This window comes from Prevotella fusca JCM 17724, assembly GCF_001262015.1.
Taxonomy (GTDB): Bacteria; Bacteroidota; Bacteroidia; order Bacteroidales; family Bacteroidaceae; genus Prevotella; species Prevotella fusca.
Genome location: NZ_CP012074.1, coordinates 377,538 through 390,208, shown reverse-complemented (window position 1 = coordinate 390,208; position 12,671 = coordinate 377,538). Strand labels below are relative to the sequence as shown.

The window sequence follows — 12,671 nt, the reverse complement described above, 5'->3', positions numbered from 1 at the left end:
TAAACCTTACCTGACCTCCAATAGGTGCTTAATTGAAGCCTGACTAAGGCTTAATTGAAGTCCAATTAAGCACCTATTTGTTTAAAACAAAGACAACACACTGACTATCTGATTATTAAGAAAACACCCACAACCTCTCCCCTCCTCTGTTTCATGGACAAGAATGCTTGCAATTTATGTAAGGATATTTCGTTTTTTTGATATGGAAAATCTCCACAGATTCTCCCTTAAAAGGCAAGGATGAATTCATCCAAAATTGGTTCATCAGAATCTGAACATATTTTGTATAACTGTCGGGCAGATTGTTTGTAGTTTAAACGCAGGCGTAGCGGTCAACATCAAGTTAAAAAGACAGGTATAACACTGAAAAGACGAGGCACACAGGGACGCTCAACGCAAACAGAAGTGAAACTTGACAAAGCAGGAAGCATGGCGAAACACCCATAAAAGCAATCGGACCGGAATCCGTATGGACTCCGATCCGACTTCTTTTTATACTCTCTCAAACTTTTTCTTCTTACTAAATCTGCTGCGTAAGTTCTGAATCTGCTGCCGACTTATGCCAGACAGTTTACACGACCCATGTTATACTCACTGATGACGTTTGTCAGATAGTGGAACAGCTTACGCATAATGCCAGCTTTCTTTATTCTCTCTTTCATAACGTTTCCTTTCTTTTCTTTTCTGTGTTATACAATCTTTTACCTGTGTTTACCTATTGAGACTGAAGCCCTTCGGTAGCAACCTCCTGTTATCCTTATGAGGTGCCAGTCTGTGTTGTTTTGTGCTTGCAAAGTTAGCACACTTTCCAAAATCGGACAAAGAAATCTATTGGTTTACGCTGTTTTTTAATTAAAAATTGACTTGCATCAACAACATTGACACGTATCAAACGGCTGATTTGACCTATATCAAGCCTTCTGATTGATTTATATCAACACGCTCAAAACGAATATATTATGATAAAAAAGGAGGAGGAAAGACAGGTATCACATTTTCTTTTCTTATCTTTGCACTATGAACACAAACAAATATCATAGCTTCCGATTGCCTGCTGAGTGGGAACCACAAAGCAGCGTCATGCTGATATGGCCGCATGAGGACACCGACTGGCGTCCTTACCTGAAGGAGATTACTGAGGTTTATCTCCAAATGGCAGATGCCATCACCCGACATGAGGCTTTGCTTATCACGGCACGCAACACAGAACTGGTGCGCTCCTTGCTGGCTGAAAGGCTGGCAGAGGGACAGATGAAGCGGGTGACACTCTTCGCCTGTGACAGCAATGACACGTGGGCACGTGACGTTGCACCGATTTCACTTGTATCAGACAAGGAACCGAAAGGTAGCTTTCAGCCGCTTCACCTGCTCGACTTCTGTTTCAACGGATGGGGAGAAAAATTCGCTGCGGAGAAGGATAACAGGATCAACCGTCAGCTTTATGAGGCTGGACTCTTCCAAGGCGTACTGGAAAACCACAAGGACTTTGTGCTGGAGGGCGGTTCGATAGAGAGTGACGGAGACCGTACACTCTTCACAACAACAGGTTGCCTGATGGCACCACATCGTAACCAGCCCCTCACAAAGGAGGATATTGACAAGCGGCTGCACCTGCTCTTCCCGAATGTGGAGCGTGTCGTATGGCTGGATTATGGTCAGTTGGCGGGCGATGATACCGACGGACATATTGACACCATCGTACGTATCACACCGAATGACACCTTATTATATATAGGGTGTGACGACAAGGAGGATGAACATTACGAGGACTTCCGCCTCTTGGAGGAGCAGTTAAAGCAGCTGCGCACACTCGATAACAAGCCTTATCGCCTGCTTCGTCTGCCGATGCCTGATGCCATCTATGATGATGACGAGCGTCTGCCAGCAACACATGCCAACTTCCTTATCATCAACGGAGCGGTACTTGTGCCCACCTACAACCAGCCCGAAAAGGACAAAGCAGCACTGGATACAATCCAAGAGGCTTTCCCTGACCGTGAAATCATCGCCATTGACAGCCGAACTATCATAAGACAGCATGGTTCAATACACTGTCTGACAATGCAGCTGGCATAGAACAGACTATGCCAGCCACCTTGTCTGAGTGAATAACGGGCAGTATTATGGCATTAGGACACTGAACAATAAACATAAACAAGGCATACACCTTATATTATGAGAGAACTTAAAATAGGTTTCCTGCAACAACATAATGTTGCAGACATAAAGAACAACATAGAACGATTGGCTGAAGGGATTACGGACCTGGCACAGCGTGGTGCGGAACTCGTCATCCTACAGGAATTACACAACTCACTGTACTTCTGCCAGACAGAGGACGTAAACAAGTTTGACCTGGCTGAAACCATTCCCGGCCCCTCTACTGGTTTCTATGGCGAACTGGCACGTGAACTGGGTATTGTCATCGTGACATCGCTCTTTGAAAAGCGTGCACCGGGACTTTATCATAACACAGCTGTGGTGATAGAGAAGGATGGCAGCATTGCCGGCAAGTACCGCAAGATGCACATTCCAGATGACCCAGCCTACTATGAGAAGTTCTACTTTACACCCGGCGACCTCGGTTTCCACCCAATTGATACAAGCGTGGGGCGTCTTGGCGTACTCGTCTGCTGGGACCAATGGTATCCCGAAGCTGCCCGCCTGATGGCATTGCAAGGTGCAGAGATGCTGATCTATCCAACAGCAATCGGTTACGAAAGCAGTGACACGGACGAGGAAAAGCAGCGTCAGCGTGAGGCTTGGACAACAGTTATGCGTGGGCATGCCGTTGCCAATGGACTGCCAGTGGTGGCAGTCAACCGTGTCGGTCATGAACCAGACCCGAGTGAACAGACCCGAGGCATCCAGTTCTGGGGCAGCAGCTTTGTTGCTGGTCCACAGGGCGAACTCCTCTACCGTGCCTGTGACGACGATGAGGAAAGCGTTATCATCAACATTGACCTTGACTACAGCGAGAAAGTGCGCCGCTGGTGGCCCTTCCTGCGTGACAGAAGAATTGATGAGTATGGAGAGATCACTAAAAGATTTATTGATTAAGACCTCACCCTCAACCCCTCTCCCGAACCAACGGTCACTGACCGAAGGGAAGTAATGGGAGAGGGGTTAGGCTTTAAATCAATGCCATCCCCGCCTCCTCACACTCTTCTCTCATCTCTTCCTGCCAGATACTTGCCTGTATCTCACCAATATGTGCCTTGTGCAACATAATCATACAAAGACGGCTCTGACCGATACCACCACCGATACACAACGGGAGTTTGTCAGAAAGCAGCTGCTGATGGAAGAAGAGTTGCTCACGCTCTTCCTGCTTCTCTATTTTCAGCTGACGGAGCAAGGCTTCCTTGTCTACACGGATTCCCATAGACGAAAGTTCGATGCTGCGCCCTAAAATTGGATACCAGATGAGGATGTCGCCATTCAGACCCATCTTGCCGTCTTCTGCCACTGTAGACCAGTCATCGTAATCAGCAGCACGACCATCGTGCTTCTCGCCATTGCTCAACCTACAACCGATTCCTTCTATAAATACAGCCCCATACTTCCTGCAGATAGTATCTTCACGCTCTTTTGCTCCCATCGTAGGATACATATCCAGCAAGTCCTGTGCATGAATAAAATGAATGGTCTGTGGGAGGAATGGTTCCAGCTGAGGATAAGTCTCACAGGCAAGGAACTCTGTGCGGAGGATGGCAGCATAGATACGACGGACAACACTCTCCAGAAAGCTGCGTGTCCTGTCAGCCTCGGTGATGACCGCTTCCCAGTCCCACTGGTCAACATAAAGCGAATGAAGGTTATCCAGTTCCTCATCGGCACGGATAGCATTCATATCGGTATAGATACCATAGCCCGGCTGAATGGCATAATCAGCCAGTGTCAGTCGTTTCCACTTTGCCAAAGAGTGCACAACCTCAGCCTGTGCTTCACCTAAGTCCTTGATAGGAAAGGAAACAGGACGCTCAATACCATTCAGGTCATCATTGATTCCCAATCCTTTCAGGACGAACAGCGGTGCCGTAACACGGCTCAGGCGTAATTCGGTGGCTAAGTTCTGCTGGAAGAATTCCTTTATCAGCTTGATTCCCTGCTCAGTCTGGCGTTTGCCAAGTACAGCCTTGTACCCTTCCGGCTTTATCAGTTGGCTCATTATTGTTCCTTTCTGTTAATGTCTTTATCTGTTTTTATAATTGCTCGCAAAGGTATATATTAATTATCAGACTGCGAAATAATCACCTCTTCAATATTACAGAATAACATATTTTCTCAACGTATTACAGCTTTATGACAGCTTTGAGCAGCCTATCAGGTTATTATTTCTTTTCGTGCTTTACTTTCCACGACCGTTGCCAAAGAGAGAAAATGATTCTTGCCTTAAATGTGTAGATTGGAAACAGAATAAAGGCTTATACACCTGTATGGTATGACCATCCGAAATCAGACGGTCTCACAAAACGGGATAAAGCACAAGATAAAAGTGCAGAAAAGCCAAACAGATACCATGTCTTCCCGTCTTCTACAAACGACTCATTCCCATACTACTCAATGTTTGTAAACTATTTTCATGCAGCTCAAAGCTAATACATGGTCTTTTGGCTTCTAAAAGACGCCCAATTGGCTTGCAATAGATGCCCTTTTGGGGTCTAACTAACGCCCTTTTGAAGTCCAATTAAGCACCTTTTCTTGCACTAATTTATAACTAACTGATTTACTGTTGGTTGCAAACTTGCTTTTTATGCGTGTTTTTGCCTTTATCTGTAGATATTTTACCCAAAATTATGTCATGATTTTTCAAAACTGTTGCCTGCGCTTTTCAACGTATTAAGATGAAAAGGTTTCTGCGTCGGAGGATGACAATAAAGTAGGCAGCCAAGACCGTCTTGGCTATGTTTTTATTTAATGAATAACTCCGGTTCTTCCGTTAAAGCTATACGAAAAGTGTCCACGCGTTTAACGGATAAACCGAAAAAACGTCTTCAGATTAGTTTTCGGAATGTAAACAGGTTGTTATTCGTGCATTATGACCATCTTGACAAGCATGATACAAATCCCTGGCAGTCACATTACTAACATTTGGCATTCACATTACCGCAGCTTGGCAACAAATCAATTAAACCAGAAACTTTAACAAGAATGTTTACTGTTCATTTGGAATTATGCAAACTTTGCTGTATCTTTGCACAGTCATTAGGCTCCGTAGCTTAGCTGAATAGAGCGTCAGATTCCGGTTCTGAAGGTCTTGGGTTTGAATCCCAACGGAGTCACTAAAAAGGGATGTTCCCTTACTACATTTAGCCGAATGAGGTCAGAAAAATGTTCTCAAGGGTACGCAGGATTGAACCCCAATAGGGTCACAGATTGTTATAAAGGATGTATGGTTATTTACTGTTCATCCTTTTTTTGTTTAACCGAGTTAGCTCAGAAATCGACTAATTCATTCTAAAAGAATAGACTATGCAAAAGAAAATCAGAATTGGACTACTCCCACGAGTTATCATAGCTATCCTGCTCGGATTATTCCTTGGCTATTATCTCCCGGCACCTGCGGTAAGAGCGTTTCTGACTTTCAACAGTATCTTCAGTCAGTTCCTTGGCTTCATGATACCGCTCATTATCATCGGACTGGTAGCACCTGCTATTGCCGGTATCGGCAAGGGGGCTGGCAAACTGCTGCTTGCAACAGTTGCCATTGCATACATTGACACAATCGTGGCTGGCGGACTTTCGTATGGAACAGGAACATGGCTGTTCCCGTCCATGATAGCCTCAACAGGAGGAAGTATGCCGCATCTTGACAAGGCGGTTGAACTGACACCTTACTTCACCATTAACATACCTGCTATGGTTGACGTGATGAGTAGCCTGGTCTTCTCATTCATCATCGGACTCGGTATTGCATACGGTGGACTGCGCACAATGGAAAGCGTTTTCAATGAGTTCAAGGCAATCATCGAAAAGGTTATAGAAAAAGCCATTATACCTCTCCTGCCACTTTACATATTCGGTGTATTCCTCAATATGACCCATAACGGACAGGCACGGCAGGTGCTGTTGGTATTCTCACAGATTATCATCGTTATCCTTGTGCTGCATATCCTCATTCTCGTTTACGAATTCTGTATTGCAGGTGCCATCATAAAGCGTAATCCTTTCAGACTGTTATGGAACATGCTGCCTGCTTATCTGACGGCATTGGGGACAAGTTCATCAGCAGCAACCATCCCGGTGACATTGAAACAGACGGAGAAGAACGGCGTAAGCAAGGAAGTAGCAGGCTTTGTCGTCCCGCTCTGCGCTACTATACACCTCAGTGGAAGTGCTATGAAGATTACGGCCTGCGCCTTGACAATCTGCCTGCTGACAGGCTTGCCACATGACCCGGGACTCTTCATTTACTTTATTCTTATGCTCGCCATTATCATGGTGGCTGCACCTGGTGTTCCCGGTGGTGCTATCATGGCTGCATTGGCACCATTGTCAAGTATCTTAGGATTTAATGAAGAAGCACAAGCATTGATGATAGCACTGTATATCGCAATGGACAGCTTTGGTACAGCCTGCAACGTAACAGGCGACGGTGCGATTTCCATTGTTGTAAACAGGTTCTTTGGCAAGAAATAACCAGTGCCCTTACAAGGCTTATTGGACTGATAGTCCCAATCTTCTTAATAAGAAATCCTAAAAAAAAACAGCTAATGTACTATCATTAGGCTTTATCAAAATTAAATAGTATCTTTGCAGAAGATAGGCTGAGTCCAACAGAACTATCTCTACAGAAAACATACAACATAAATATCCGTAACATCATGGAAATAGTAGAAAGATTTATCAACTACACCAAGTTTGACACACAGTCGGCTGAAGATTCCGGGACAGTGCCAAGTACACCGAAGCAACTGGTCTTTGCAAAATATCTCAAGGAGGAACTCGAACATGAAGGACTGAAGGATGTTGAGATGGATGAGATGGGCTATATCTATGCCACTCTCCCTGCCAACACCAAGAAGAAGATTCCGACAATCGGTTTCATCTCTCATTATGACACTGCACTCGATGCGAGCGGAGCCAACATCAAGGCACGTATTGTAGAGAACTATGACGGAACTGACATACAACTGAATCCTAATATGGTAAGTTCTCCACGGATGTTCCCAGAGCTTTTGGAACATAAGGGAGAAGACCTCATCGTAACAGATGGCACAACCCTGCTGGGTGCTGACGACAAGGCGGGTATTGCTGAGATTGTACAGGCAATGTGCTTCCTTCGTGATCATGATGAAATAGAGCATGGCGACATTCGTATTGCCTTCAACCCTGATGAAGAAATCGGTATGGGTGCACATCACTTTGACGTGGAGAAGTTCGGCTGTGAGTGGGGTTACACCATTGACGGTGGCGACCTCGGTGAACTTGAATACGAGAACTTCAATGCTGCTGGTGCCAAGGTACTGATTCATGGAGTGAGCGTTCACACTGGCTATGCAAAGGGAAAGTTGGTCAATGCAAGCCGTCTGGCATGTGAATTCAATGATATGATTCCAGCAACAGAAATTCCAGAGCAGACTGAAGGTTATCAAGGCTTTTACCATCTCCTTGGTATTGAAAGCCGTTGTGAAGAGGCAAAGCTCAGCTATATCATCCGTGACCATGACCGTGAACACTTCGAGGAACGCAAGCGTTTCATGGAAAACTGCGTGAAAAAAATGAACGAGAAGTATGGAGAAGGTACTGTTGAGCTGAAGTTGAATGACCAGTATTACAACATGAAGGAGAAGATTGACCCGAACATGCACGTCATCGAGCTGGTACTCCGTGCCATGCAGCAGGCGAATGTTGCTCCAAAAGTACAGCCAATCCGTGGTGGCACGGACGGTGCACAGCTCTCATTCAAAGGGCTTCCCTGCCCGAACATCTTTGCTGGTGGCGTAAATTTCCATGGTCCTTACGAGTTCGTTTCAGTCCAGGTTATGGAAAAAGCCATGCAGGTCATCATCAACATCTGCCGATTGACAGCAGAGTTTAATGATTAAAACTTCCCCCTCCCCTCCTCAAGGGAGGGGGAATTAATTAACATAAAAGAGCTTTCACCTCCAACATTCATCCCCAACACCTAACACCCACAAGTATAATCTAAGCCTCCAGCTTCAAGAAAGAAGATACGGAGGCGGATATTTAGCTTTATGTCAGAACTTCCCTCGCTGGTCAAGGACCTCGCACTCATTCTTGTTGTAGCAGGATTTGTAACACTTATATTCAAGAAACTCAAGCAGCCATTGGTATTAGGATATATCGTGGCAGGTTTCCTCGTATCGCCACACATGCCCTATCTGATGAGCGTCATGGACAAAGCCGACATACAGACATGGGCCGACATTGGTGTCATCTTCCTGTTGTTCTCATTAGGACTGGACTTTTCCATCAAGAAGATTCTCAAGATGGGAGCCTCCCCCATCATTGCCGCCTGTACCATCATCTTCTGCATGATGGCATTAGGTGTCATCGTGGGCTACAGCTTTGGATGGAAACAGATGGACTGCATCTTCCTTGGTGGTATGCTTGCCATGAGCTCCACTACCATCATATACAAAGCCTTCGCAGACATGGGACTCTCCCAACAGGGCTTTGCCTCCACGGTCATGAGCGTCCTCATCCTGGAAGACATCCTTGCCATTGTGATGATGGTGATGCTCAGCACTGTTGCCAGAGGTGCCAGTCCCGACGGTGCACAGATTGTCGGAAGTGTCATGAAAATCGGCTTCTTCCTCGTACTATGGTTCGTTATCGGACTCTTTATTATCCCACTCTTCCTCCGTTCTGTCCGCAAGATTCTCAATAATGAGACATTGCTTATCGTGGCACTGGGATTCTGTTGCCTGATGGCAGTCATATCAACAAAAGTCGGCTTCAGTGCTGCCTTTGGCGCCTTCGTCATGGGAAGTATCCTTGCAGAAACGGTTGAAGCCGACAAGATTATCCGTCTTGTTGACCCTGTAAAGAACCTCTTTGGTGCCATCTTCTTCGTCTCTGTAGGTATGTTGGTTAAACCTGACATCCTTATCAGCTATGCCCTCCCCATCCTATTACTTGTCCTCGCTATCCTCGCAGGTCAGGCTTTGTTTGGAACTTTGGGCTATCTCCTTGGCGGACAAACCCTCAAGAATGCCATGCGCTGTGGATTTTCGATGGCACAAGTGGGCGAATTTGCCTTTATCATTGCATCATTAGGACTGTCCTTACATGTCATCACAGACTTTCTCTACCCGGTTGTCGTAGCCGTTTCGGTTATCACAACCTTCCTCACGCCATACATGATTCGTGCGGCAGAGCCTTGCTATAACTTCCTCATCAAGCACCTTCCCAAGCATTGGGTGCGCCGTCTGACACATATACAGACCAATACTGCGGGCGAAAGTGCCACATCGGATAACCATTGGAAATATCTCATCAAGAAGATGCTGCTTAACACCATCATCTATTCCATCCTTTCCTCTGCTGTAATTGCCATAATGTTCTCAGCAGTACTCCCCGTATGCCGCAAGCTCTCAATTGAATGGACTGGAAACCATTGGGTTGGCAATGCCGTGTGCGGACTTCTCACAATAGCTTTCATTTCGCCTTTCCTGCGTTCCATTGTCATGAAGCAGAACCACTCCGAAGCCTTCAAAGCATTGTGGACTGACCATCGCATCAACCGACTACCACTTATTGCCACCATCCTTGCACGTGTAGTCATTGCCATCAGCTTCATTTTCTACATCTGCAACTACCTCACACGCTTCAAGAATGCACTGATGATAGCCATTGCTGTGGGCATATTGATATTGATGCTCCTATCCCGACGACTCAAGAAGAGAAGCATAACACTGGAAAGACTGTTCATCCAGAACCTCCGTAGCCGTGACATCGAAGCACAGGTGAAAGGAAAGAAGAAACCGCTTTTTGCCGACCACCTTATCGACCGTGATATTCACATTGCCAATCTTGAACTGCCCGACGATTCACTATGGGCTGGCAAGACATTGTATAGTCTGAAGCTACGAAACCGTTTTGGAGTACATATCAGCAGTATTCTTCGTGGCACACAACGCATCAACATACCTAATGGCAGTACGATTCTCTTCCCTGGCGATAAGCTGCAAGCCATTGGAGATGATGAACAGCTGACAAGACTCTCCCATGCAATAAAGTCAGAATTGCAGCCTGAAGATACAGAGATAGAAAAGCATGAGATGAAACTCCGTAGCTTTACTATCACCAAGACAAGTCCCTTCATCGGCAAAACACTCAAGGACAGCGGCATCCGTGACCAGTACAACTGTATGGTTGTGGGTGTTGATGAAGGACAGAAAAGGCTCACGCTCATTACTCCTTCCCGCTGCCTGCAGGCTGGAGACGTACTGTGGGTTGTTGGAGAACATAGTGATATAGAACGTATTATATCTATCCACTGACGCTGTATGGAATTGATTGCAGTTTTCTCTGACAACGAGCTCTTTAACAAGGGAATATTCGATAGAACGGGCATCTCTACGCTTGGTTCTTATAGTGTTTCAGCAACCTCAAGCCATTATGATTGGGCGATAAAGAAAATAAGAGTACGTATTAGAACACTATAAGCAAACGATAGAAACTTTACAATAAGACTAATAAAGAAACGTGGAAGATAAGTAAAACTATGGAACTACAAACAAAACGTCTGCTATTGAGAGCATGGAAAGAAAGCGATGCTGAAGTATTATACAAGTATGCACAGAATCCGAACGTTGGTCCGATTGCTGGTTGGCCACCGCATACAAGTGTAGAGAACAGTCGTGAAATTATAAACGCAGTACTCTCTGCTCCAGAAACCTATGCAGTTGTGTTGAAAGAAACAGGTGAAGCTGTCGGCAGCGTTGGAATAATGACTGCAAGAAGTGAAATCCACAGCGTAAAGATTGCGGACAATGAGTGTGAAATAGGTTATTGGATAGGTGAACCCTATTGGGGACAAGGCTTGATTCCTGAAGCCGTAAACGAATTGCTTCGGTATGCGTTTGAGGATTTAGGAAGAACTACAGTTTGGTGTGGATACTACGATGGCAACGAGAACTCAAAACGAGTACAAGAGAAATGCGGATTCGTTTACAGTCATACAGAAGACAATAAGCCTGTTCCACTGTTAAATGAGGTTCGCACAGAGCATTTTACTAAAATCACTTTAGAAGATTGGAAGAAACTGCATCGGTAGTTTGAAATAAATTACAAGAGAGGTTATGACAAAAATAAACTTAATAATTATGCTTTTCCCTGTCGTATTTATGATTCACGAATACGAGGAAATTATTATGTTTAGGCATTGGATTGACAGGAATAGGGAAGAATTGAGAAAACGATTCCCTAAAATCGAATCGTTCTTTACTCGACAAGGACCTTTCGATTATTCCACTTCCACCTTTGCCGTTGGTACTGCTCACGAGTTCATACTTGTTTCTGTTGTTTCGTTTTGCTCGGTTTGGACAGGTCAATATCAATTGTGGTTTGCTGCATTGACAGGATATTCCGTTCACCTGCTAATGCATATCGTACAGTGGATTGTATATCAAAAGTATGTACCGGTTATCATTACAAGCATCCTAACATTGCCTTACTGCATCTATTCTTTTGCTGAATTCTCAGAAGTAACAGTTTTATCCTTTTCGCAAATGGTTTTATGGGCAGTTATTGGTATTGTTCTTACCATACTAAGCGTGTTTTCTGCATTCTTCTTTATGGATAGGTTTCAACGTTGGGAAAAAGGTAATAAATAAGAATTAAATGATGGAAGATTATTATAAGATAAACAAAGAGGCGTGGAATGCAAGAACAAAAAATCATTTGTATTCTTCATTTTACGACTTGGATAAGTTTAAAAGAGAGGTAAAGTCTGTTCCTGACTTGGATTTGTCTCTATTAGGAGATGTTCGAGGAAAGTCTATCCTGCATCTTCAATGCCATTTCGGCATGGATACGCTTTCCCTGTCAAAGATGGGAGCTAACGTTGTTGGTGTGGATTTCTCGGAAGAGGCTATACAAACAGCAAAGTCGTTGAATGAGGAATTAGGGCTGAATGCACAATTCTGTTGCTGCAATATCTATGATGCACCTGCCATGCTGAAAGGGCAGAAGTTCGATATTGTATACACATCTTATGGTGTAGTTAATTGGTTGCCAGACTTAATCCAATGGGGACAAGTAATTTCACAAACGCTGAAAGACGGTGGAAAGTTTGTTATCGTGGAGTTCCATCCTATATTGTGGATGTTTAATGAAGAATTCTCGCAAGTCCGATATGCTTATTCACGCAAAGAGCCTTACATTGTGGAAGAATCGACCTACACTGATTCGGAAAATGACAATCGGCAAAAGACCGCTACGTGGAATCATGGGTTAGCTGTAGTGCTGAATGGTTTGCTCAATAATGACTTACAGATCCAGTCTTTCGGAGAGTATGATTACTCTCCTTTCAACCTATTCGGGAATATGATTGCAGAAAAGAACGGAACGTTCAAAATCGCAGGAAAGAATGGCGAAATACCAATGCTGTTTTCTGTTGTTGCCATGAAACCTCCAAGATGAAAGAAATTAGAGTAATTTGCAGTGTATAAAATAGTTCGAGAATATACATATACCTG

At 44.6% G+C, this 12,671-nt stretch carries 9 protein-coding genes, 1 tRNA gene and 1 pseudogene; 10 read left to right on the top strand and 1 reads right to left on the bottom strand.

Going from position 1 to position 12,671, the window contains the following annotated elements; translation table 11 throughout:
- Positions 1-1,017 precede the first annotated feature (1,017 nt).
- The gene (locus ADJ77_RS01570) at positions 1,018-2,076 is read left to right on the top strand and encodes an agmatine deiminase family protein (RefSeq protein ID WP_025077915.1); all 1,059 of its coding nucleotides are present in this window, start codon (positions 1,018-1,020) and stop codon (positions 2,074-2,076) included.
- Positions 2,077-2,175: 99 nt separating this feature from the next.
- The gene (locus ADJ77_RS01565) at positions 2,176-3,060 is read left to right on the top strand and encodes a carbon-nitrogen hydrolase (protein WP_025077916.1); all 885 of its coding nucleotides are present in this window, start codon (positions 2,176-2,178) and stop codon (positions 3,058-3,060) included.
- Between the two features lie 73 nt (positions 3,061-3,133).
- Here the strand turns inward: ADJ77_RS01565 and asnA are convergent, their stop codons facing one another.
- Positions 3,134-4,171 (bottom strand): aspartate--ammonia ligase, encoded by a 1,038-nt coding sequence (gene asnA / locus ADJ77_RS01560; protein ID WP_025077917.1) that lies wholly within the window; start codon positions 4,169-4,171, stop codon positions 3,134-3,136.
- A gap of 1,040 nt (positions 4,172-5,211) precedes the next feature.
- Between asnA and ADJ77_RS01555 the strand changes: the two genes are divergently transcribed.
- The 8 genes and pseudogenes from ADJ77_RS01555 to ADJ77_RS01525 all read left to right on the top strand — a co-directional run bounded on the left by ADJ77_RS01555 (position 5,212) and on the right by ADJ77_RS01525 (position 12,615).
- A tRNA-Arg gene (locus ADJ77_RS01555) sits at positions 5,212-5,285 on the top strand.
- Positions 5,286-5,475: 190 nt separating this feature from the next.
- Positions 5,476-6,642, top strand: coding sequence for a dicarboxylate/amino acid:cation symporter (locus ADJ77_RS01550; RefSeq protein ID WP_025077918.1), 1,167 nt, complete (start codon positions 5,476-5,478; stop codon positions 6,640-6,642).
- A 185-nt stretch (positions 6,643-6,827) separates the two neighbouring features.
- A complete protein-coding gene (gene pepT, locus ADJ77_RS01545) occupies positions 6,828-8,051 on the top strand; it encodes a peptidase T (protein ID WP_025077919.1) in 1,224 nt (407 codons plus the stop codon).
- Between the two features lie 150 nt (positions 8,052-8,201).
- The gene (locus tag ADJ77_RS01540) at positions 8,202-10,472 is read left to right on the top strand and encodes a cation:proton antiporter domain-containing protein (protein ID WP_050695957.1); all 2,271 of its coding nucleotides are present in this window, start codon (positions 8,202-8,204) and stop codon (positions 10,470-10,472) included.
- 6 nt (positions 10,473-10,478) lie between these two features.
- Positions 10,479-10,637 (top strand): annotated as a pseudogene (locus ADJ77_RS13130) (ClbS/DfsB family four-helix bundle protein); the annotation flags it as partial.
- A gap of 59 nt (positions 10,638-10,696) precedes the next feature.
- Entirely contained in the window at positions 10,697-11,248 is a 552-nt protein-coding gene (locus ADJ77_RS01535; RefSeq protein ID WP_025077920.1) for a GNAT family N-acetyltransferase, read from the top strand.
- 25 nt (positions 11,249-11,273) lie between these two features.
- Positions 11,274-11,807, top strand: coding sequence for an HXXEE domain-containing protein (locus tag ADJ77_RS01530; protein WP_025077921.1), 534 nt, complete (start codon positions 11,274-11,276; stop codon positions 11,805-11,807).
- A gap of 10 nt (positions 11,808-11,817) precedes the next feature.
- The gene (locus ADJ77_RS01525) at positions 11,818-12,615 is read left to right on the top strand and encodes a class I SAM-dependent methyltransferase (RefSeq protein WP_050696208.1); all 798 of its coding nucleotides are present in this window, start codon (positions 11,818-11,820) and stop codon (positions 12,613-12,615) included.
- Positions 12,616-12,671 lie beyond the last annotated feature (56 nt).